The following is a 21,274-nucleotide window of genomic DNA, read 5'->3' on the forward strand; positions in this document are numbered from 1 at the left end:
GACTGTCGGCGGGGCCACCTAGGCTTGATCTATTCGCCTGGTCAGGTGCCTTCTTTCATCCCTCTATGCCTGTTTGTGAGACGTCATGTCTTTGCGCCTCATCCCGTTCGCCGACCCGGGTGTGCCGGACACCCGCTCCGGCCTCCGACTCATCATCTGGCTGGAGCACCAGCAGCTGCGCGGGCAGGCCCTCGCAGTGTTCTGGGGGCTGGTCTACTTCGGCGGTATCGCCGCCGCTCCGGTTGCCGTCGGTCTGGCCGTCCAGGCCGCGATCGACCTGTCCTGGCCCAAGCTGATGCTGGCCGGTGGGCTGTTGCTGGCCTTCGGCGCGGCAAAGGCCGGCGCCGACTCGTTCTTCCACCGCGCCGTGGTGACGAACTGGATCAGCACTGCGTCCCGCCTGCAGCAGCTGCTCATGCGCAAGGCCGCGGAGCTGGGCTCGCTGCTGACCCGCCGGATCGCCGCCGGTGAGGTCGTCGCTGTCAGCAGCGGCGACGTCGAGAAGATCGGCTGGTTCGTCGAGGTGCTGGGCCGGTTCGCCGCCGCGCTGCTGACCTGCTTCGCGGTCGTCATCGGCCTGCTGTTCTACGAGCCCAAGCTCGGCCTGGTGGTCGCCGTCGCGGTGCCGGTGCTGGCCTTCTCGATCGTCCCGCTGATGGGTCCCGCCGAGCGTCGCGCGGACGAGCAGCGTGCCAAGGGCGGCCGTGCCACCGAGCTGGCTGCCGACACCGTCGCCGGTCTGCGCGTACTGCGTGGCATCGGCGGCGAACAGCTGTTCCTGGACCGCTACCGCGAGGCCTCGCAGCAGTACAGGAGCAGCGCGGTCCGCAGTGCGCGGATGTGGTCGCTGATCGCGGCGCTGCAGGTGCTGCTGTTCGGACTGTTCCTGGTGGTCGTGGTCTGGATGGGCGTGCACCTCGTGACGTCCGGGCGGATCTCGGTCGGCGAGCTCGTCACGACGTACGGGTTCATCACGTTCATGCTGGTGCCGCTGCAGACGTTCGAGGAGACCGCGAGCGCGTTCATCTTCTCGAAGGTGTCGGCCCGCCGGGCCGCGCGGGTGCTGTCGCTGCAGCGCACCGACGAGACCAAGGGCACCGCCGAGGCGCAGCTGCCGCAGGGCGACCTGCTCGACCCGGTCACCGGCCTGCACATCCCGGCCGGCAGCTTCACCGCGGTCGTTGCCGGCGATCCGGATGCCGGTGGCCTGCTGGCCGACCGGTTGGGGGGTCACAGCCCGACAGCTGACGGTGAGGCATCAGTGCTGCTCGGTGGCGTCGGCCTCGACGACATCCCGCTGGCGTCCGCGCGGACTGTCGTGCTCGTGCAGGACAAGGACCCGGTGCTGTTGTCGGGGACAGTGCGCCAGCTGTTCGACGTGCCGGCCAGTGGTGCGGTTTCTCCGGAGACGGCGCTCGACGCAGCGCAGTGCGCCGACATTCTCGACGTACTGCGGCAGACGCTGCCTGACAGTGAGTCCGACCCGATGAACGCGGTGCTGACTGAGCGCGGGCGCTCCTTGTCCGGTGGTCAGCGGCAGCGCGTGGCGTTGGCTCGCTCGCTGTACGTCGACCCGCAGGTGCTCGTGCTGGACGAGCCGACCAGTGCGGTGGACGCGCACACCGAAGCGCGCATCGCCGACGGTCTGCGACTGCTGCGTGCCGGCCGGACCACCGTGGTGTTCACGTCCAGTCCGCTGATGCTGGACCGGGCGGAGCGCGTGGTGTTCGTGCCGGAAGGCCGCGTCGAAGCAGTCGGTACGCACCACGAGCTGCTGCACACGAGTCCGCGGTACCGCGCGGTCGTGACCCGTGAAGACGAACAGACTCTCGAGGAGTTGGCGTGAAGCGCCCCCTGTATGACCCGGCGGCCCCACAGGAAGTAGTGCGGCTCCCGGTGGCAGGCAGCGCGACTGTGCGCGCCTACATCAAGACACTGTTCCGTCGGCACCGCCGTGCGTTCGGCTGGCTCACGCTGGTCAACGCAGTGGCGGCGCTGAGCGGCATGGTCGGCCCATGGCTGCTCGGCAACGTCGTCGAGAAGCTCTCGCAGGGTCACACCGACGTGAACCTGCCGTACGTCGTGACGGGCTTCGTCATCGCCCTGGTGGTGCAGACGATCTTCGTCCGGCTGACGCGACTGCGCGGTGCGGTCATGGGCGAGGAGATGCTCGCGGACCTCCGCGAGGACTTCCTGGTCCGCTCGGTCGGGCTGCCGCCAGGCGTGCTCGAGCGCGCCGGCACCGGTGACCTGCTGTCCCGCATCACCACGGACATCGACCGGCTGTCGCACGCCATGCGGGACGCCGTGCCGCAGTTGACGATCGCGGTGATCTGGGCCGGACTGCTGATCGGTGCGCTCGTGGTCACCGCACCGCCGCTGGCTGTGGCAGTGGTGATCGCTGCGCCGATCCTGATCATCGGTGGCCGCTGGTACTTCCGGCGCGCACCATCCGGATACAGGTCGGAGGCAGCCGGGTACGCCGCTGTCGCGTCCGCGCTCGCCGAGACCGTCGACGCCGGCCGGACCGTCGAGTCGCACCGGCTCGGCGACCGCCGGATCAAGCTCGGCGACACCCGGATCGGTCAGTGGGTCGCGTGGGAGCGCTACACGCTGTACCTGCGGATGATCCTGTTCCCGGTCATCAACATGACCCACACGGTCGCGCTGGCGGCCGTGCTGGTGATCGGTGGCGGTTTCGCCATCCAGGGCTGGATCACTGTCGGCGCGCTCACCACAGGTGCCCTGTACATCCAGATGCTGGTCGAGCCGGTCAACATGATGATCCGCTGGTACGACGAGCTGCAGGTGGCCCAGGTGTCGCTGGCGCGGCTGGTCGGCGTCCGTGAGGTGGAGACTGCCGCGACGGACGGCGATGCCGAGCCGGAGGGCCGGACTGTACTGGCGGACGACGTGCGGTTCGGCTATCTGGAGGGTCGCGACGTACTGCACGGTGTGACGCTGACGGTCGAGCCGGGAGCGCGGGTGGCGCTCGTCGGGCCTTCTGGTGCAGGGAAGTCGACGCTCGGTCGGCTGCTGGCCGGCATCTACTCGCCGCGCGTCGGTGATATCACCTTGGGTGGCGCGGCGCTGGACCAGATGTCTGCCGAGCAAGTCCGCAGCCACGTTGCCCTGGTCAACCAGGAGCATCACGTGTTCGTGGGCAGTGTCCGCGACAACCTGCGGCTGGCCAAGCAGGGCGCGACGGACGCCGACCTGTGGGCAGCGCTGCGTTCGGTCGACGCCGACGGCTGGGTGGCCGGCTTCGATGACGGGCTGGACACCGAGGTGGGCTCCGGTGGGGTCTCGCTGACGCCGGCTCAGGCGCAGCAGGTCGCGCTGGCCCGGTTGGTGCTGGCAGATCCGCACACGCTGGTCCTGGACGAGGCGACCTCGTTGATGGACCCGCGTGCGGCCCGGCACTTGGAGCGGTCGTTGGCGACCGTTCTGGAGGGCAGGACCGTGGTGGCCATCGCGCACCGGCTGCACACTGCGCACGACGCGGACGTGATTGCCGTCGTCGAGGACGGCAAGATCGTCGAGCTGGGCGGCCACGACGAGTTGGTCGACGCCCAGGGTGCGTACGCCGCCCTTTGGCACTCCTGGCACGGCGAACGCTGACCGCAAAGATCAAGTAGATAGAGGGCCGTGCAGGAGGCCTGGGTGACAGCCAGCGGCCGGCGGCGCGAAACTACCGCCCGGGAAGGACGACGACCGGACCCTGGGGAGGATCATGTGCCGAATCGGGTAGAAGATCCTCCCCAGCCCAACTGCCCCGGCGCGGCGTCGTGCTTCGAGAGACGCGGAGGCGGACCGCCACCACTCAGCAGACCCACACCACGGGCACGGAAGAGGGCGCCGCACCCCTGAGGCCACCGGCCTACCTTCGGTTACTGAGTGACTCACGTCCGGACCACGCCGATCTCAAAACTCCAGCCGCCGTATCGGCCGGCGGTTCCGGCAGGTTCTGCGGAAGGAAGTTTGCGCCCAGGGGCAACTATGTTCCGAGAAGCTGGTCACGGGCCCCTCGCCCCGACGTACGCTTTGGCCTCCGACGCCGTGCACACAGACCTCCGGCCGACCAAGCCGCCGTGGTTCTTGTTTCCTTTCTCTTGCCCTTCCTGCGACTCCCGTTTGATACACCGAGGGTTATTCAGAAGTCACTAGTCGAGTCGGTGGAGTTCGAGCGGCTGGTGATGCGGAGCTTGTTCTGTTCACGGCCATTTCGTAGCCGGCGAGCTCGTGGAATTTACTGCGTTTGTACGGCACGGTGGGCAGTGATCCCGTGCAGGTCTGCCAGCATCGCCTGGCTCACGTTCTGCCGCAAGTACAGCAGTACGAGTACGACCTGCCGGTACAGGCCGCGCACCGGCGGGCGGCCGACGCCGCGCAGTCAGACCTTCGGCCGGCCACCCGAGCCAGCCACCACTCTAAGTCTCTTCTTTCTCTGGTCTTTTCCTTGATCTCTTGCCTACAGACCCACTCAAACCGTCTGAATAACCCTCGCCTGCTCTCCGTTTCTCCTTTTCCTGTTTCCCTTACCCTTTCTTCTCCTCTTCTTTTCAGATCGAACTGGGCGCCCACGACGAGTCGGTCGACGCCCACGGCACATACGCCGCGCTGTGGAACTCCTGGCACGGCGAACGCTGACGCACGGACGGGCGGATCCACAGTTATCCACAGGATCGACTGCGGTCCCGGCGGATCCACCCGTTCCCGTGTGAGGATGAACGGGTGCTGCTGACGACGCTGTTCTCCCTGCCCACCACGATGGCCCTCGATGTGGACGACGAGGGCCGGATGCTCGTGCTGTATGACGGCACAGGCACCCGCCAGGTCAACGAAGTCGCACCGGACGGGAGCTGGCGAGCGCTCACCGACCTCGGTGACACCTGCCGCGGCGCCCGGTTCGTGCCGGGCAGCAGCCGCGTGGTCATCGAGCACGACACCGGCGGTGACGAGCGCGGTCAGCTCTCCATGCTCGACCTCGACGAGCCCGGTCTGCCCACGCTGACCCCGCTGGTCCACGACTCGGAGTACATCCATCATCTGGTCGACGCAGGGGCCGGGCGGGTGCTCTACACCACGAACCGCCGCAACGGTGTCGACTTCGATCTGGTCGCGCGCGACCTCGCCACCGGTCGCGAGACCGTCCTGTACGACCAGGGCGGCTGGGTGATGGGCGTTACCCCGTCCCCGGACGACAAGTGGGTCGTCCTCGCGAAGGCGAGCACCCCGGCGAACTCGATGCAGCTGCTGTTGATCGAGACGTCGAGCCGGACCATCAGGGAGCTCACCCCGGGGGACGCGCACAACGACCAGGGCGCCGTCGCCTGGCTCCCGGACTCGTCGGCGTTCCTGGTGTCGACCAACGCGGACCGCGACCGCATGGCCCTCCGGCGGTACGACGTGGTCGATGCGGCGTGGAGCGACGTACTCGTGGATGACGCTCGCGACCTGGCCGGGTGGCCTTCGCCAGACGGTGAGCACCTGTTGGTTGCCGTCCTTGAGGACGGCGAGGTGGCGCTGGCGCTGCACCGGATGGAGGACGGCTCGCTCATCGCACCGCTTGACCTGCCGGCCGGCGGCGTCGCGGCGTTGTCGATGGCGACGCCGGACCCGATCTGGTCGTCCGACGGTTCGTTTGCGGCCATCACCTATAACTCACCGGTCACACCGCCGACCGTGTACCGGTTCGTCCCGAGCGATGAGCTGACCGCGGTTCGACCGGTGGAGGTGCCGGTCGAGCTGAACCATCCGGAGAGTCTGCGCGTGCCGTCGTTCGACGGTGAGCAGGTGCCGGTGTTCGTGTTCCGGCCGACCGCCACGGACCTCGGCTCGACCGTGGTCCATGTGCACGGCGGTCCGGAGGGTGCGGCGCTGCGGATCTGGAGCCCGATCATCTCGGCGCTGGCCGGCGAGGGGCACACGGTCATCGTGCCGAACGTCCGCGGCTCCGCCGGGTACGGCAAGCGTTGGTACACCCTCGACGACCGGCAGCTGCGGCTGGACTCGGTGAAGGACCTGGCCGCGATCAACGCTTGGTTGCCGACCATCGGCGGCGACCCGAAGAAGGCCGCGCTGTGGGGCGGTTCGTACGGCGGGTACATGGTGCTGGCAGGCGTCGCGTTCCAGCCGGACCTGTGGGCGGCTGGTGTCGACATCGTCGGAATCGCTTCGCTGGTGACGTTCCTGGAGAACACCTCGGACTACCGGCGAGCCATGCGCGAGCGCGAGTACGGCTATCTGGCCACCGAGCGCGAGTTCCTGGAGTCAGCGAGCCCGCTCAGCAGGGTCGACGACATCCGAGCGCCGCTGTTCGTCATCCATGGCGCCAACGACCCGCGCGTGCCGCTGTCAGAGGCAGAGCAGATCACAGAGGCGCTCACGAAGCGCGGCGTGCCGTGCCAGCTGCTCGTCTACCCCGACGAGGGCCACGGCCTCGCCAAGCTCAAGAACCGCCTCGACGCGTACCCACAGGCCTTCAGTTTCCTGCGAGAGCACCTGGGCTGAGAGTCGCGGCGGTTGCGTCCAGCCGTACCGGCAGCCCTAGCGGTACGGCGAGGTTGAGCGCCTCGTGGCCGATCGCGGCACCCTCGACCATCGGTACGCCGAGAGGCTCGAGCCGTTCGCGGACTACATCGACTGGATCCTGCACGCCGCTGAAGTCGCCGATGACAAGTCCCGCCACCTCGTCGAACCACCCGGCGCGCAACAGCTGCGTGAGCATTCGGTCGACGCGATAGCCGGCCTCGTCGACCTCCTCCAGCACGACCACGCCGACAGGCGGCGCGTAGGTCGGCGTACCGATGCTGGACGCGAGCAACGCCACGTTGCCGCCGCAGAGGCGGCCCTCGGCAACTCCACCGACCACAGTGCGCGCGCCGTGCGGAGCCAGCAGATCAGTCACGCTTTCCGGCTCGAACAGCAGCGCCCGCAGCCGTTCCCTGCCGACCTCGTTCTCCAACTGCTCAACAGCAGCAGCCATCGGCCCGTGCAGCGTCACCAGACCACGTGCATTCAGCGGCTCGTGCAGTGCGGTGATGTCGCTGAACCCGAGGAACCACTTCGGTACGGCGACCAGCTCGTCGAAGTCGACGTACTCGAGCATCCGCTGCACGCCGTACCCACCACGCGCGCAGAACACCGCGACGTACTGCGGATCGAGCCAGGCGTTCCGCAGGTCCTCCGCACGCGCCTTGTCGTCCGCAGCCAGGTACTGGAACCGTTCGTGCCCGGCCAGCACGGACGGCATCACATCGACCTCGAGGCCCCACGACCTCAGGTGCTCCAAGCCGATCTGGAGGCGTGCACCGTCCACCCGGCCCGACGGCGCCACCACAGCAACCCGATCACCACTCCGCAGTCGTTGCGGCACCACCACGTCAGTCACGCCGAGGAACGCTACCAATCCACTCGCAGCGTCGCGCTCTTGGAGACGCCATTCACCGTCACACCCAACTGCGCGGTGCCCGGGTGCAGAGCGGTCAGCTGGCCCGTTGCCGGGTCGTACGACGCGACTGCCCAGAACGGAGCGGTCTTAGCCGGACCGATGTACAGGAGGGTCGAGCCCCACCAGTCCGCGGAGACCGGGAAGCTGACCGGGATCCTCCGGTCCTCCTGGACCACCGTGGCGGTCGCCAACGCGGACTGGCCGCGGCGGAGCGAAGTAGGCGCAGCCAGCTCGAGCGAGTCGACGTGCGGTCGCAGCTCGACCTGGAACCAGGACCGCTCGGGCGCCGACCAGTTCCGCTCGCCGGCCGGTGCTGCCGTCACGTGCGGGTCGATCCCGACCAGCGCCCAGCCGGTGAAGCCGCCCGCGTCCGGCGCAGCGGCCGGGCTCTTGCCCGAGTTGCCCGTCAGCGGCAGCAGCACACCATCGGTCCGCGTCGCGGCGAACGTCCCGGCGTGGCCCGCCATGTACGCCGCACCCTTGCCCGTCGAGGCGCGGAAGTCGGCCAGCCACTGGACGATCATGGCGGCTTCCTTGCGGTCGCCGAGCTGGGAGTTCTGCGTCGGCGACGGGTCGTCGATCGGGTGATGCGCGAACACCACGACGTTCTTGATGGACCGATCGGTCGCCGCCGAGTCGAGCTGCTTGCGCAGGTCGAGGATCTGGTCGAACCCGCCGGCCCGCAGCGACCCGAGCGACGAGTCACGCAGGATGAACCGGGTGCCCTTGTGGTCGAACGTGCTGGTCGCTGCTCCGAAGACCTTCTTCCACTCGGACAGGTCGCCCGGTCCGTAGGTCTCGTGGTTGCCCGGCACGTAATGGACCGGCACCTTGCCGGCCACCTCTTCGTCGATGATCTGCTTGGCGAGCGCGATGTCCGGGCCGAACGCCCGGTCGACGAAGTCGCCGTTGATCACCAGGAAGTCCGGCTTCTGCGCGAGCGCTTCGCGAATCGTCCGCCGGGCCTGCTTCACGTAGTCCGAGTTCGGATCGTCGGAGGTGAACTGCGCGTCGGACATCACCGCGAACCGCCAGCGGCCACCGCCGGTCACCGTTCCGTCGGTGACGACCATCGGGTCGATCACCTTCGCCGGCGGCGTCATCGTCACCGGCGGCGCGCTCCGCACGGTCAGGTCGTCGATGATGATCCGGCCCGAGTACTGCCGCGTCGGCGAGGTCTCCACGACGTAGATCCGCCAGAACCGCAGCGGGTACGTCAGCCCGGGCGGGATGTCCCCCTCGACGTACTTCCAGCCGGTCCAGTCGATCGTGGCCGCAAGGTTGAGCGTCTGCGCCGTACCGCCGGCCGCGTCGTACGCGTTCGCCCGCAGCCACGCGCCCTTGCCGTCCCCGTAGATCCAGGCGCCCAGCTTCTGCGGCTGACCAGGCAGCGTCTGCTGCGGAGTCTGCGAGAGGTACGCCGCCCGCGTGGCCGTGCTGCCCGTCAACGAGTAGTCGAGCGCGATCGCCTGTCCGCCGTCATGTCCTTCCGCAGCGGAGCGCGATGCCGTCGCCGCACCGACCGGTACGGCGTTCGCCGCCCACTTGGTCAGATCGTCGAGCTTGTCGACCACAGTGCTGGTCAGACCGGACGTCACGCTCAACTGGGTGCTCAGGGCACCGACCTTCGCGGTGACCACGGTCGAGACCGCGTCGTCGGTCAGCGCGTTCACCTCGAAACCGTTGCGTGCGGCAACGACCTTGACGACGGCCGGGTCGTAGCTGAGCTTGACGTCCCGCGGTTCGATCCAGGTGGAGAACCCGTCGGCGTCGTACCCGTCGACCTCGAAGAAGCCCTTGGCGGTGGAGTCGGCGAGCGAGACCTGGCGCGTCGAGGGGGCGAGGCGGGTCGGCGTACCGAGGACTGTCATCGGGAACCTTCCGTTCGCCGCGCCGCGGGTCGCGGTCACGATCACGTCGCCCGCGCGGCGGCCGGTGACGACGCCCTGCTGGTCGACGCGGACGTTGCTGCCCGCGTACCACGACGGCGTACCGGAGGCGGGTGCGTAGGTCTCGTCGTACCCGGTGGCGCTCAGGACCCGGCTGAGTCCGGTGAGGACGCGGGAACTGCGTGAGACGTCGGCGTCGGGCCCTTCCTGGGAGGTGCCGACGGACTCGACGCGGAAGCCCTTCAGCTTGCCGGAACCCTTGACCGGCAGCAGCCCGAGACCGTTCGGGATCAGCCGCTCGCCGCCGTCGGACGGGTCGTTGACCACGTCCGGCGCGGCCTTTCCCGGCGTACGGGCCAGCATCGTGGACGAGCCGCCGCCGTCGAGGTTCAGCGCGTCGTCAGCCCCGAGGCTGATCATCAGCCGGCCCATCTCCTTGAGCGACAGCCCGCGCGATCCGGTCGCCCGGCCGTCGACGGTCAGCAGGATCATCCGGCTGCCGTCGGCGTCGAACCCGATCGCGGTCCGCGGCGCGAGATCCGCATCGGGTACGTCGTCGGGGACCTTGCCGTCCTTCGCGAGCTGGTAGTTGCCGCTGACCGCGGCCGCGACATCGGCGGCGTCGGGACGCAGGCCGTACGCGACGTCGACGTGGTCGCCGACCTGCAGCGCGGTCAGTGCGTCGGCGCCGGCCTCGCGACCGATCAGCGCCTGCTCGCCGGCGGCCAACGGAGTGGTTGCCGGAGTGGTGGCCGACGAGACGACCACACCGTCGCGAAGGATCACCTCGCGGACGGTCGGCAGGCCGTCCACGGTCCGGGTCCGGGCCGCGTCGCCCCACTCCGGGGTATAGAGGCCGATGCCGCCGGTGTTGACGGCCGGCGAGTTCAGGTTGGTCAGCTCGAGCTTGGTGGCGCCATCGGTCACCGTGCCCTGCAGGAACAGCTCGGCGATCTTGCCGAGCCCGTCCTTGCCGATCACAGCGGTGTCGTTGTGGCCGGCGGCCGGCGCGTTCGTCAGCTTCCCGGATTCCACGCCCACGCCGAGCGGTGCGGTGGTGTCGTTGATGTCGAAGAAGTCGCCGTTCACACCGGCGATCGCGCCCTTGCGGGCGAGCTGCTGACTGAGCGGCTGGCCGCCCGACACCTTGCCGCCGTTGTTGACCAGGTCGACGGTCACGCCGTGCTTGTCCAGGTCGGTGTCGAGGATGTCGCCGCGCTGCCAGCCCTTCGGGTCGAGGCGCTCGAAGGACGTGTAGTTCACCCCCGGCGCGACCGGGCTGTCCACTCGCGACGTCAGGACGCCGTCCTCGGCGATCGCGGCGTCCGAGATGCCGTCGGCGGTCTGCCCGAGGGCTGGATTGACGAGTACGCCGGCGAGTAGGCCGCCAACGCCTACGGCTGTGGTCAGAGCACGAACGAGCGTCACAGGAGCCTCCCCAGCGGACGGACAGCTGTGACAAAGTAACTTCTCTACGACGGAATCGGAAGGTCCTTCACCGATTGTTCAGTGGCGGTTGGCGAATCCGGTCTCGTACGCCACCACGACGGCCTGGACCCGGTCGCGGACCCCGAGCTTGGTGAGCAGCCGGGCGACGTGCGTCTTCACAGTCGTCTCGGCCACCACGAGCTCCGCCGCGATCTCGGCGTTGGACAGCCCGCGCGCGATCAGCCGCAGTACGTCGAGCTCCCGGTCGGTCAGCGTCGCGAGCTCGGGCGGCAGTCCCTGGGCGACGACCGGTTCGACGAAGCGCTCGACCAGCCGCCGGGTGATCGCGGGCTCGATCAGTGAATCGCCGGTCGCCGCCGCGCGGACCGCGGCGATCAGGCGGGTGGACGGCGAGTCCTTCAGCAGGAACCCGGCCGCCCCGGCCTGGAGCGCGCGATAGACGTACTCGTTCTGGTCGAACGTCGTGAGCACGATGATCGTCGGCGGGTCCGGCTGCCGGCGGATCTCCTCGGTCGCCGACAGCCCGTCCAGCTCGGGCATCCGGATGTCCATCAGGATCACGTCCGGCGCGACCAGCTGAGCCTGCCGGATGGCCGCAGTACCCGTGTCGGCCTCGGCGACGACCTCGATATCGCCCTCGGCCTCCAGGATCACCCGGAACCCGGTACGCACCAGGGTCTGATCGTCGGCGACCAGCACGCGGATCTTCTCGGACACACGGTGATTGTGCGTCATCCGTGGGGCCTACGCCGTCATCCCTGCGGACGACACCGCCCCGGCAGGATCGTTCTTGCGCCAGACGTGGACGACGGACGCCGAAATCTACCTTCGCTGCATGGGGTCAAACGACCCGGGGACGAAGGGACAAACCGATGAACGAGATCTTGAAGGGGATCAGGCCCCTCGACTACGTGCTGGCCGGCCTCATGACCGCTGCGGGTGTGCTGCTGATGGTCGAGAACATCACGGCCACCGACGCCGACCTGCCGCATCCGCTGTCGACGACCACGTGGGCGATGCTGCCGGTCTTCCTGCTGGTGACGCTGCCGATCCTGTGGCGCCGGCGCAACATCCTCGCGGTGGTCGGCGTCACCGCCGTCGCCACGCTGGCGCACGTGATCGCGTTCGGCTGGGTGACCCGCTGCGGCGTCGTCATCCCGCTGGGCTTCGCGCTCGCGTACGCCGTGGCGCGTTTCGCCGGCTCGTGGCTGAACCAGCTGATCGGTCTCGGCGGCATTGTCGTGCTCGAGCTCGTGATGCTGTGGCGGGACGCGTCGATCGACACGGTGGCGGGCGCACTGGCAATCGCACTGCCGGGGATCGCGCTCTTCTACGGGATCGGCGTACTCGTGCAGAATCGAGTCACCAAGCGGTCCGGGGGGATCGCGCCGGTGCACGAGCACACGGCCGCCTGAGCGGATCGCTGGAGTAGGGAGCAGGCCATGGTCTTCACCGGGATCAAGCTTCGCGATTGGGGGATCGCGGGTGGTCTCACCCTGCTCGGCGTCCTGCTGATGCTTGAGAACACCCAGACGTCAGAGGCCCAGGTGCGCAACGCCATCGCGGAGGGATCGATGGTGCACGCCCAGAGCTCGCACTCGTTCTGGATGATTCCGGTGTTCGCGGCGGCGACGATTCCGGTGCTGTGGTGGCGGCGAGGAATCCTCGCCGTCGCCACGGTCTCCGTGCTCGCGATGGCCGCGCACGACCTGCTGTTCGGGTGGGTGACCCGCTGCGGTGCGGGTCTCCCGCTCGCATTCGTGATCGCGTTCCTCGGGGCGCTGGCGGCCAAGCGGAGAACTGCGTGGATCGTGTGCGGGCTCAGCGTCGTACTGACCGTTCTGGTGCTGGTCATCGACGCGACCACGGGCCCGGGCGCGATCATCCTGGCGCTGCCGATCGTCTGCATCGTGTTCGGCGTGGGGCTGGCGGCTCGTCGTCGTACGGCGCTGAACCAAGAGCTCGCGGACCGCGAGGCGGAGTTGCGGCAATTGCGCGACGAACGGGCGGCGCTCGACGTCGCGGACGACCGGGCACGACTCTCGCGGCAACTCGACGGGCTGCTGCAGGAGCGGCTGGCCGACCTGACCACGGCGGCCGAGTCCGCGGACGGATTGCCACCCGCGGAGGCGAGGGCGGTGCTGGAGTCGATCGAGTCGGGCAGCCGGCGGACGTTGGACGACATGCGGGAGATCGTCGGGCTGCTGCGCGGCGATGATGTCGCGTTCGCTCCGACGCCGACGGTGGCTCATCTCGACACGTTGCTTGCACGGCTTCGTACGGCGCACTCGCAGTTGGTCGTGACCGGCGACCCGCGCGTATTGCCTGCAACTGTTGAGCTTTCGGCGTACCGGATCGTCGAGCATCTCGTCACCGCACTGGCCGATCACGCCGACGCGCCGATCGTGGTGTCGGTGCGGTTCGAGGACGATGCGCTCGAGATCCGGGTGAACGGACAGGTGGGCGAGGCGGCCGATCTGAAGGCCGCGGTTGCCCGGGCCAAGGAACGTGCGAAGTTGCTCGGCGGTTCGGTCGACGTGAAGGTCACCAAGGGGCGGGCGGGCGCGGTCGCCCAACTGCCGGTGGTCGGCTGAGCGACATGAACGCCGGACGCAGGCTAGAGCAGGTGGGGATCGTGGTGCTGGTCGCCGCGGCCGTCGCCGTGCCGACTGCGATCCACGGCTGGCCCACGTCGGTCGGCGGGAACCTGTTCACCGCAGGTCTGCTGGCAGGTGGGCTCATGTTGATGTGGTGGCGGAGCCATCCGCGGCTGGTCGCCGTTGCGGGTGGTGCGCTCCTGCTGGTTCCGGTCGCGCTCAACGCATACGGCTGGTTCCCGGATACCACGTTCGCGATCCTCGCGCTCCTCACGCTGGTCGCGGCGCTCGGCTGGTCCGGGCGCGCGTCGTGGGTGGTCGCGGCCGTGCTGGCGGCGTACCTGGCCGTTCTCTGGTTCGTGCTCGGCGGCGAGATCGAGGTGCCGTTGATCATGTTCAGCGTGCCGAGTTTCCTGGCCGGCACGGTACTGCGGTTGCACCGGGAGTCGGCCGAGGCGCTCGCACGACGCGGGCGTGAGCTCGAGGAGGAGCGCGAGCTGTTCGCCGAGCTCGCCGTACGGCATGAGCGGGCGCGGATCGCCTCCGAGCTGCACGACATCGTCGGGCACGCGATCAGCGTGATGGTGATCCAGGCAGCGGCAGGGCAGCGGCTGGTGGATCGGGATCCGGTCGGTACGTCGCAGGTGTTCGCCGGGCTGGCCGAGTCGGCGCGCCAAGGGCACGAGGACCTGCGACGACTGGTCGAGCTGCTGGGTGGAGTGGAGGTCGGCGGGCCGGATCTGTCGCTGATCGAGGAGATCGTCACGCGGGCAGCGCGGAGCGGGCTGGACGTCTCGTGCCGATTCGAGGGTTCGCGCGACGGGGTGTCGGCGCCGGTCGCGCATGCGGCATTCCGCGTCGTGCAGGAGAGTCTGACGAACGCCCTGCGGTACGCGCCGGGTGCTGCGGTTCGCGTTGTGGTGAACGGCGCCGGCCGGGATCTCACCGTTCGCGTGGAGAACGGGAACGCAGTCCAGCGGCGGCCGCTGCTGTCCGGGACCGGGCGCGGGCTGGCGGGGCTGCGGGAACGCGTGCAGGAGCTGGGTGGTCAGCTGATCGCCGGACCGGTCGCCGACGGCTGGCTGGTCGAGGCGACGATGCCGGGCAGCGACCGCCGACGTGCCTGGCGGGCGGGAGCGGGCCGTCGCAGCTGAGCCAGCCGGTGGAAACGCTGCGGCTTCAGCTCCTGCTGAACGTCAGTTGGTGCTGACGGGACGGCCGGAGGTCTGCCAGGCGTGCATGCCGCCGTCGAGGTTGATCGCCTCGCGGCCGAGCTGGTTCAGGAACTGGGTGGCCATGCCGGAGCGGCCGCCGACGGCGCAGACGCAGAGCACCTTCTGGTCGAGCGGCACCTCGCCGACCCGGTCCTGCAACTGGCCGAGCGGGATGTGCACGGCGCCCTCGATGTGCCCGCGATCCCACTCGTCCGGCTCACGCACGTCGAGCACGAACGCCTCGGCGAGCAGCTCGTCGTCGAGCTCGGCCACGACCACCGCGGGGATCTCCTGGTTCCGGAACATACCCCTAAGCATGGCAGACCGGTGGTACCCGCAGGTGGCCGGTTCCGGAAGGCGGTTGCCCGGAGTCCGGAAAGCTCTTGACACCGGGCGGCGGATTTCGGACCGTGGCTCGAAGGAGGCTGCGGTGGCGCTGATTCAGGGGATCCCGGGAGAGTTCGAACCGCAACCCTGGGGTGAGGCAATCCTGCGGAGTCGTGAGCTGCTGCTGCTCCGGATCGCCCGCCGTCCACCCGACCACGAAGTACGCCTCCCTGGTCTCGCGACCACCCCGCTGCACGTCGTCGAGGACCACACCGGTCGTGCGTTGACCTGGCGTCAGGACGGTGACGACCTGGTCGTCCGGCTGCCCGATTCGGGCGAGTCACCTGTCGTCCGGGTCGCCCTGCAGGGCAAGCTGCGGATCGTGCCACCGGACACGGTTACCGCCAACGCCGACGGTGTCTGGGACCTCACGCCAACTGGCGCGAAGGCTCACCTGGTCGCGCGCCGCGCCATGGATGTCGCCGTACGGTTCGTCGGGATGGTCGAGCTGGACAGCCAGCACCACATCCGCCTGGCCGGCCGCCGGTACGCCGTGACCGGCCAGCAACTCACCCGCACCACCATCGGCCCCTTCCCGATGCCTGCGCTTCGGGTCATGCCGCTGGCGATACCCATCGGCGTACGGCGGGTGCTCGTCGCGCAGGTCGGCACGGTGCTGGCCTCGATCCATCCGGGCCGCGATGAGGTCACCGTGGTGGTGACGAACTTCGGCCGTACGCCGGCGCGAGGTGAGGTCGAGCTGCCGCTGCCATCGGAATGGTCCGCAACCGAGCACGCGTGGACCTTCGACGGGCTCGAGCCGGGCCGATCCGTCGGATGGGCGACCCGCGTCGCCGGCCCGTCCGGCCGGCACGAGCTGAGGGTCCGCTTGGAGGCAGGCCGACGGTCGGCCTCCTCGCCGTACGTCGTGGCCCTGTGACCGCTTCGACCAGCTGACTACTTGAGCGCTTCCGCCTTCTCCTTCACGGGCAGGCATTTGCCGAGGTTGACGAAGAAGAAGATCAGGCCGAGCGTGATGACGATATGGCCCAGGCCAGAGATGCCGTCGAGCGCGGCGCCGGCCTGGTGACCGAGCACGGTCATCGTGCCCCGGACGAGCATCATCCCGATCGTGAGCGCGAGGCCAGCGTTGTAGACCCAGAAGAACGCGTCGAACAGCTTGCCCGAGGTCAGCGTGAACTGCTTCTCCAGCACGAGCACGATCAGGAAGAACAGCATGCCCAACGCGAGGATGTGCGTGTGGACGATGCCGAGCTGGGAGTCGCCGGTGAAGTCCTTGGCCTTCGTGAGCTCGCGGTAGTACAGCCCGCTGACCAGCCCCAGAATCATATAGACGTGTGCTGCCACGTAGATCTTCCGCATGGGCGGGAACCTACTAGCCGAGCGGCTTATCCCGGCTCTACTTGAGCAGTTTGCTCAATCGGCGGTCGGCCAGTGGCTTGCCGCCGGTCTGGCAGGTTGCGCAGTACTGCAGGGAGGAGTCGGCGAAGCTGACCTCGCGGACGATGTCGCCGCAGATCGGGCATTTCTCGCCCTTGCGGCCGTGGACGCGCAGGCCGGACTTCTTCTCCGACTTCAGGTCCTGTACGGCGAGGCCCGCGGAGCGGCTGACCGCGTCCTGCAGGGTCTCACGCATCGCGTCGTACAGCGTCTTGAGCTCGTCCTCCGACAGGTTCGAGGCGGGTTTGAACGGGCTCATCTTCGCGACGTGCAGGATCTCGTCGGAGTAGGCGTTGCCGATGCCGGCGATCACGGACTGGTTGCGCAGGACGCCCTTGAGCTGGACCCGGCCCTGGCGCTTGAGGATGTCACCGAAGTCCTCGAGCGACAGCGTGAACGGGTCCGGCCCGAGCCGCGCGATCCCGGGGACCTCGTTGACGTCGCGGACGACGTACACCGCGAGCTTCTTCTGGGTCCCGGCCTCGGTCAGGTCGAACCCTGAGCCGTCGTCCAGGACGGTCCGGAGCGCGATCGGCCCCTTGCCCGGCCGGACCAGTCCGGTGTTCTGCTCCTCTTTCCACCGCAGCCAGCCGGCGCGAGCCAGGTGGATCACCAGGTGCACGCCCTGCGCGGAGATGTCCAGGAACTTCCCATGCCGCTGCACGTCGTCGATCAGCAACCCGACCATCGCAGACACCGGCGGGTCATACGTCTTCAGCGCACTGATAGCGGTGATGTCAGCCCGCACGAACGCATGCCCAACCGCCCGCTCCCGCAAAAACGCGGCCAGCGACTCCACCTCCGGCAACTCAGGCACGCCCCTAGTGTGCCTGATGCCAGGGACAGTTCCGGAGGATTACCCATGGAAGGGGGTTGTGGCGGACGGTAGCGTCGGGGGCAACAGAGTTTGGGAGGCCCTGATGGGGTTTGTTAAGACGTTGGTGAAGGGCGCTGTGGTCGCCAAGTTGGTGCAGGTTGCGCAGCGGGAGCTGAGCAAGCCGGAGAACCAGCAGAAGATCAAGCAGGCATTCCAGAAGGTCCAGCAGCGCCGGGCCGGCTGAGTCGGGCCTACTGGGCGGGCTTGTGGGCCTGGAGGGTGTAGGTGGCGGCCAGATGGTGCGGATTGTCCGTCAGGCGCCACTCACCGTCGCCGTCCTCGGTCATGAGACCGGGGAGGGCGTTCCAGGGTGCGCTGTCGTGTTCGGTCAGTGAGTCGAACACCAGCCCGGCCTGCTGTACGGCGGTGATGGTCTCGGCGAGCCCATGGTTCCACTCGTGCGTGACAGTGGTGCTGAACTCGACCTCGGTCTCGACGTAGGTCCCGCCCTCGTCCCAGACGATCGCCTCCGCGGTCTCGAAGTACGGGAAGCGCAACTCGGGGACCTCCGGGCCGGCGCTCAGCGCCCACACCATCGGATGCCCCTCGCGGATGAACAGCCGTCCGCCGGGCTTCAGCAACCCGGCGACGACCTGCGCCCACCGCTGGATGTCGGGCAGCCAGCACAACGCCCCGATCCCGGTGTAGACGAAGTCGTACGCCGCCGCGCCGAGCACCTCCACCGCGTCGTACACATCGGCCACGTGGAAGTCCATCGCCAACCCGAGCCGATCCGCCATCGACCGCGCCTGGTCGACTGCCGGCCGTGAGAAGTCCAGCCCAGTCATCCGCGCACCCAGCCGCGCCAACGACACCGTGTCCGTGCCGATGTGGCACTGCAGGTGTACGCCGCGCAGTCCGCTCACATCACCGAGCCGCGGCCGGTCGAACCGGACGACCTCACTCAGGTACGACGGGTCGGCGAGGAACTGCTCCACGTGGTAGCTGGGCGACGCCACATGAGCCGGCACCCGCTCGTCCCAGTTGGCCCGGTTGACGTCCCGATAGTCAGTCACAGGTCCGAGGGTATTCGGGGGTAGAGGTAACTCCACCCTCGAAGAGGATTCAGCGCGACTGCGCGCCGGGTGCCGGACTGATGTGCTGGACGGCATGAGCCAGGTACTGGATCGGACGCGCATTCAGGACATCGACGCGCTGCGTGGTTTCGCCCTCCTGGGCATCTTGGTCGTCAACATCACCTTCGCCGCCTCCGGGTTCCCGATCCACGTTGCGGAAGACCCGGCGTACAACTCCTGGCTCGATCAGTCGGTGCGCTGGCTCTCGACGGCCTTCGTGGACATGAAGTTCTACCTGCTGTTCTCGTTCCTGTTCGGCTACAGCTTCCAGTTGCAGATGGAGGCGGCGCAGCGGGCGGGCGCTGCGTTCAGGCCGCGGATGCTGCGGCGGCTCGGCGGGCTGTTCGTGATCGGCGTACTGCACGGAGTCTTCCTGATCACCGGCGACATCCTCAGCGTCTACGCGATCATCGGCCTCGTCCTGCTGGGCATGCGTCGAGTGAAGGACCGTACGGCGCTCATAGTCGCCGGCGCGATCTACGCGTACCTCTTCGTCACGCTGGCGGCCGCATCGGTGTTCCTGGACACCGCAGCGATCCTCGACCCGAGTGCTGCGGTCTCAGCCGCGCAGCAGACCACTGCGAACCTGGCCGGCTCGTTCAGCGACGTCATCGGCGAGCACGTGCGCGCACTGCCGACGTACGGGCTGTCTCTGCTGGCTGTGCAAGGCCCGACAACACTGGCTGCCTTCCTGGTCGGCATGGTGGTCGGACGGCGCCGCATGCTCAAGAACCTCAACGGCAACGAGGCAGTACTACGACTGATCCAGCTGGTCGGCTTCACGGTCGGCATCACCGGCGGCGTGTACTACGCGTCGCTCGGAGGCAACAGCGACACCCGCGGCGTACTGATCAGCGTGCTCACCGCACCGTTCCTGTCGGCCGCCTACGCCGCTTCGCTGCTGCGGTTCATGCACACCGATCGCGGCGAGGACATCCGCCGCCTGCTGGCACCGGCCGGCCGGATGGCGTTGTCGAACTACCTGGGGCAATCAGTGGCGACGCTGTTGCTCTTCACCGGCGTCGGGTTCGGCTTGGTGGGTCAGGTGTCGCCTCTGGAGACGATGGGCTTCGCGGTCGGGATCTTCGTCCTGCAGGTGATCCTCAGCCACATGTGGCTGAACAACTTCCGCTATGGCCCCGTCGAAGGAGCACTGAGGGCGGTCACGAACGCGACCGCCCCCAGCTGGCGAAGAATCGATCAGGCCGCGTGACGGCCGTGGTGCAGCCGGGCGGTGCGGATCGTGTGCACGGTCCCGGTGGTCGATGCGGGCTTGTGGGCAAAGGGCTTGGCCGCTGCGCCGAGCGCCAGCAGGTCGAGCTTAGTCCGGGCCACGTCGCGGTCGTCGGCGATCCAGGCACCCTTCGGGCCGGCCGCCGGACCGGTCGCGTGGCGCCTGTTGCTGATCTCCAGAGCTGCGATCACAGCCAGCACGAGTACTACGAAAACTACGTATCCGGTCATGGCAGTAATGATTCTACCATAGAGATCCTGCCACCAGTGGCACTATTGACATAGTTCGACAAATTCCTGCCATACTGGCTCCATGCTGCAAAAAGTCGCCGTGGTGCTCATGGAAGACGTCGCGCTGTTCGAGTTCGGCGTGCTCGCGGAGGTGTTCGGGATCGACCGCACTGGCGACGGCGTGCCACCGTTCGACTTCAAGGTGTGCTCGACCACCCCGGGCCGGCCGATGGACACCAGCACCCACTCGCAGGTGATCGCGCCGTACGGGCTGGAGGAGCTCGAGGATGCGGATCTGATCGGCATCCCGGCGACCACCTGGCGGCATGAGTACGACGAGCGGATCCTGGAGGCACTCCGCCGGGCCGAGGCTCGTGGGGCGATCCTGCTGACCGTGTGCTCCGGGGTGTACGTCCTGGGCGCGGCAGGGTTGCTCGACGGCCGGCCGTGCACCACGCACTGGCGGTACACCGAGGGGTTTCAGCGCCAGTTCCCGACCGCGAAGGTCGACCCGGACGTGCTGTTCGTCGACGACGGCAACATCATCACCAGCGCCGGTACGGCGGCCGGCATCGACGCGTGCCTGCACCTGGTCCGCCGCGAGCTCGGCAGTGCGGTCGCGACCCGGATCGCCCGCCGGATGGTCGTCCCGCCCCAGCGTGACGGCGGCCAGCGGCAGTACGTCGACGTACCGGTGCCGGAGTCGTCGGGGGAGAGCCTGCAGCCGGTGCTCGACTGGATGATCGACAACCTCACCACCGATCACACCGTGCCCGCGCTGGCCCGGCGCGCGCAGATGTCCGAGCGCACCTTCGCCCGCCGCTTCGTGGCCGAGACGGGGACGACGCCGTTGAAATGGGTCACCACCCAGCGCGTGCTCCGCGCCCGTACGCTGCTCGAACAGACCCGGATGGGCATCGAGCAGATCGCGTCCGAATCAGGATTCGGGACAGCGGCGCTCCTGAGGCATCACTTCCGCAGAGTGGTAGGCGTCCCACCCCAGGACTACCGCCGCACATTCCAGACCGCCAGCTGATGGTCGCCTACCGCAACGCCGAGTCGTCGGATGCCCTTGCAGTGATGGAGTTCTGGGCCGGTGCGGCCGAGGATTCGCATCGTCCGCCGGACTCCGCCGACGCCGTACTGCGGCTGATCGACCGCGACCCGCAAGCGCTGATTCTTGCTGTGGACAACGATGTTGTCGTCGGCTCGATCATCGTCGGGTGGGACGGGTGGCGTTGCCATCTCTACCGGCTGGCGGTCGCTCCGTCGCACCGGCGCCAGGGCATCGGCCGCGAGCTGGTTGCCCGGGCCGAAGCCCGTTTCGCGTCGTACGGCGGGACGCGGGCCGACGCGATGGTGCTCGACGACAACGAGCCGGCCCATCGGGTCTGGTCGACCGCCGGCTACGCGCCCCAGCCCGAGTGGTCTCGCTGGGTGAAGCCACTCTGACCGACGCACGTGACG

General features: G+C 68.4%; 19 protein-coding genes. 11 read left to right on the top strand and 8 right to left on the bottom strand.

Annotated features, from left to right (window positions below; translation table 11 throughout):
- Positions 1–85 precede the first annotated feature (85 nt).
- The 3 genes from EV653_RS26145 (at position 86) to EV653_RS26160 (ending at position 6,513) form a co-directional block, all read left to right on the top strand.
- A complete protein-coding gene (locus EV653_RS26145) occupies positions 86–1,846 on the top strand; it encodes an ABC transporter transmembrane domain-containing protein (protein WP_134106308.1) in 1,761 nt (586 codons plus the stop codon).
- Entirely contained in the window at positions 1,843–3,621 is a 1,779-nt protein-coding gene (locus tag EV653_RS26150) for an ABC transporter ATP-binding protein (protein WP_134106309.1), read from the top strand. Before EV653_RS26145 ends, EV653_RS26150 begins: the two co-directional genes overlap by 4 nt.
- 1,113 nt (positions 3,622–4,734) lie before the next feature.
- Positions 4,735–6,513 (top strand): S9 family peptidase, encoded by a 1,779-nt coding sequence (locus EV653_RS26160; protein WP_238160087.1) that lies wholly within the window; start codon positions 4,735–4,737, stop codon positions 6,511–6,513.
- Here the strand turns inward: EV653_RS26160 and EV653_RS26165 are convergent.
- From EV653_RS26165 to EV653_RS26175, 3 genes are all read right to left on the bottom strand, one after another.
- On the bottom strand, positions 6,485–7,393 hold the full coding sequence (locus tag EV653_RS26165; protein ID WP_134106311.1) for a S66 peptidase family protein: 909 nt from the start codon (positions 7,391–7,393) through the stop codon (positions 6,485–6,487). The two genes, EV653_RS26160 and EV653_RS26165, sit on opposite strands and share 29 nt — an antisense overlap.
- A gap of 11 nt (positions 7,394–7,404) precedes the next feature.
- Positions 7,405–10,770 carry a phosphodiester glycosidase family protein gene (locus tag EV653_RS26170; protein ID WP_134106312.1) on the bottom strand — a complete coding sequence of 1,122 codons (3,366 nt, stop codon included), beginning with the start codon at positions 10,768–10,770 and terminating at the stop codon, positions 7,405–7,407.
- 78 nt (positions 10,771–10,848) lie between these two features.
- Positions 10,849–11,508, bottom strand: a complete 660-nt coding sequence (locus tag EV653_RS26175; protein ID WP_238160088.1) for a response regulator — start codon at positions 11,506–11,508, stop codon at positions 10,849–10,851.
- 155 nt (positions 11,509–11,663) lie between these two features.
- Between EV653_RS26175 and EV653_RS26180 the strand changes: the two genes are divergently transcribed.
- The 3 genes from EV653_RS26180 to EV653_RS26190 are packed head-to-tail and all read left to right on the top strand — an operon-like array spanning position 11,664 to position 14,542.
- Positions 11,664–12,206, top strand: a complete 543-nt coding sequence (locus EV653_RS26180; RefSeq protein WP_134106314.1) for a hypothetical protein — start codon at positions 11,664–11,666, stop codon at positions 12,204–12,206.
- A gap of 27 nt (positions 12,207–12,233) precedes the next feature.
- Positions 12,234–13,385: a sensor histidine kinase gene (locus tag EV653_RS26185; RefSeq protein WP_134106315.1), complete on the top strand. Its 1,152-nt coding sequence runs from the start codon at positions 12,234–12,236 to the stop codon at positions 13,383–13,385.
- 32 nt (positions 13,386–13,417) lie between these two features.
- Positions 13,418–14,542, top strand: coding sequence for a sensor histidine kinase (locus EV653_RS26190; RefSeq protein WP_166679559.1), 1,125 nt, complete (start codon positions 13,418–13,420; stop codon positions 14,540–14,542).
- A 42-nt stretch (positions 14,543–14,584) separates the two neighbouring features.
- On the opposite strand, the gene EV653_RS26195 is transcribed toward EV653_RS26190, so the two are convergent.
- Positions 14,585–14,908 (bottom strand): rhodanese-like domain-containing protein, encoded by a 324-nt coding sequence (locus EV653_RS26195; protein ID WP_130445605.1) that lies wholly within the window; start codon positions 14,906–14,908, stop codon positions 14,585–14,587.
- 124 nt (positions 14,909–15,032) lie between these two features.
- Between EV653_RS26195 and EV653_RS26200 the strand changes: the two genes are divergently transcribed.
- Positions 15,033–15,869 carry a hypothetical protein gene (locus tag EV653_RS26200; protein WP_134106317.1) on the top strand — a complete coding sequence of 279 codons (837 nt, stop codon included), beginning with the start codon at positions 15,033–15,035 and terminating at the stop codon, positions 15,867–15,869.
- A gap of 17 nt (positions 15,870–15,886) precedes the next feature.
- Here EV653_RS26200 and EV653_RS26205 read toward each other — a convergent pair whose 3' ends face one another.
- Positions 15,887–16,312, bottom strand: a complete 426-nt coding sequence (locus EV653_RS26205; protein ID WP_134106318.1) for a DUF2871 domain-containing protein — start codon at positions 16,310–16,312, stop codon at positions 15,887–15,889.
- 37 nt (positions 16,313–16,349) lie between these two features.
- Entirely contained in the window at positions 16,350–17,207 is an 858-nt protein-coding gene (locus tag EV653_RS26210; RefSeq protein ID WP_134106319.1) for a DNA-formamidopyrimidine glycosylase family protein, read from the bottom strand.
- A 103-nt stretch (positions 17,208–17,310) separates the two neighbouring features.
- On the opposite strand from EV653_RS26210, the gene EV653_RS41330 reads away from it, so the two are divergent.
- Positions 17,311–17,451 (top strand): hypothetical protein, encoded by a 141-nt coding sequence (locus EV653_RS41330; protein ID WP_166679560.1) that lies wholly within the window; start codon positions 17,311–17,313, stop codon positions 17,449–17,451.
- A 7-nt stretch (positions 17,452–17,458) separates the two neighbouring features.
- Here EV653_RS41330 and EV653_RS26215 read toward each other — a convergent pair whose 3' ends face one another.
- Positions 17,459–18,283 (bottom strand): class I SAM-dependent methyltransferase, encoded by an 825-nt coding sequence (locus tag EV653_RS26215; RefSeq protein WP_134106320.1) that lies wholly within the window; start codon positions 18,281–18,283, stop codon positions 17,459–17,461.
- 94 nt (positions 18,284–18,377) lie between these two features.
- Between EV653_RS26215 and EV653_RS26220 the strand changes: the two genes are divergently transcribed.
- Positions 18,378–19,556 (top strand): DUF418 domain-containing protein, encoded by a 1,179-nt coding sequence (locus EV653_RS26220; RefSeq protein ID WP_134106321.1) that lies wholly within the window; start codon positions 18,378–18,380, stop codon positions 19,554–19,556.
- On the opposite strand, the gene EV653_RS26225 is transcribed toward EV653_RS26220, so the two are convergent.
- Positions 19,544–19,807 carry a hypothetical protein gene (locus EV653_RS26225; RefSeq protein ID WP_134106322.1) on the bottom strand — a complete coding sequence of 88 codons (264 nt, stop codon included), beginning with the start codon at positions 19,805–19,807 and terminating at the stop codon, positions 19,544–19,546. The two genes, EV653_RS26220 and EV653_RS26225, sit on opposite strands and share 13 nt — an antisense overlap.
- Before the next feature lie 82 nt (positions 19,808–19,889).
- Between EV653_RS26225 and EV653_RS26230 the strand changes: the two genes are divergently transcribed.
- Together EV653_RS26230 and EV653_RS26235 are read left to right on the top strand one after the other, a co-directional pair.
- Complete coding sequence (locus EV653_RS26230; protein ID WP_134106323.1) at positions 19,890–20,843, top strand: GlxA family transcriptional regulator; 954 nt, start codon at positions 19,890–19,892, stop codon at positions 20,841–20,843.
- Complete coding sequence (locus EV653_RS26235; protein ID WP_134106324.1) at positions 20,843–21,259, top strand: GNAT family N-acetyltransferase; 417 nt, start codon at positions 20,843–20,845, stop codon at positions 21,257–21,259. Before EV653_RS26230 ends, EV653_RS26235 begins: the two co-directional genes overlap by 1 nt.
- The last annotated feature ends 15 nt before the right edge of the window (positions 21,260–21,274 follow it).

Source organism: Kribbella pratensis, from assembly GCF_004365355.1.
GTDB lineage: Bacteria > Actinomycetota > Actinomycetes > Propionibacteriales > Kribbellaceae > Kribbella.

Bases quoted from the DNA above. Each gene is read 5' to 3' on its own strand.
- EV653_RS26145 (WP_134106308.1), top strand. From the start codon at position 86: ATGTCTTTGCGCCTCATCCCGTTCGCCGACCCGGGTGTGCCGGACACC.
- EV653_RS26180 (WP_134106314.1), top strand. From the start codon at position 11,664: ATGAACGAGATCTTGAAGGGGATCAGGCCCCTCGACTACGTGCTGGCC.
- EV653_RS26185 (WP_134106315.1), top strand. From the start codon at position 12,234: ATGGTCTTCACCGGGATCAAGCTTCGCGATTGGGGGATCGCGGGTGGT.
- EV653_RS26195 (WP_130445605.1), bottom strand. From the start codon at position 14,908: ATGTTCCGGAACCAGGAGATCCCCGCGGTGGTCGTGGCCGAGCTCGAC.
- EV653_RS26205 (WP_134106318.1), bottom strand. From the start codon at position 16,312: ATGCGGAAGATCTACGTGGCAGCACACGTCTATATGATTCTGGGGCTG.
- EV653_RS41330 (WP_166679560.1), top strand. From the start codon at position 17,311: ATGGGGTTTGTTAAGACGTTGGTGAAGGGCGCTGTGGTCGCCAAGTTG.
- EV653_RS26220 (WP_134106321.1), top strand. From the start codon at position 18,378: ATGAGCCAGGTACTGGATCGGACGCGCATTCAGGACATCGACGCGCTG.
- EV653_RS26225 (WP_134106322.1), bottom strand. From the start codon at position 19,807: ATGACCGGATACGTAGTTTTCGTAGTACTCGTGCTGGCTGTGATCGCA.
- EV653_RS26230 (WP_134106323.1), top strand. From the start codon at position 19,890: ATGCTGCAAAAAGTCGCCGTGGTGCTCATGGAAGACGTCGCGCTGTTC.
- EV653_RS26235 (WP_134106324.1), top strand. From the start codon at position 20,843: ATGGTCGCCTACCGCAACGCCGAGTCGTCGGATGCCCTTGCAGTGATG.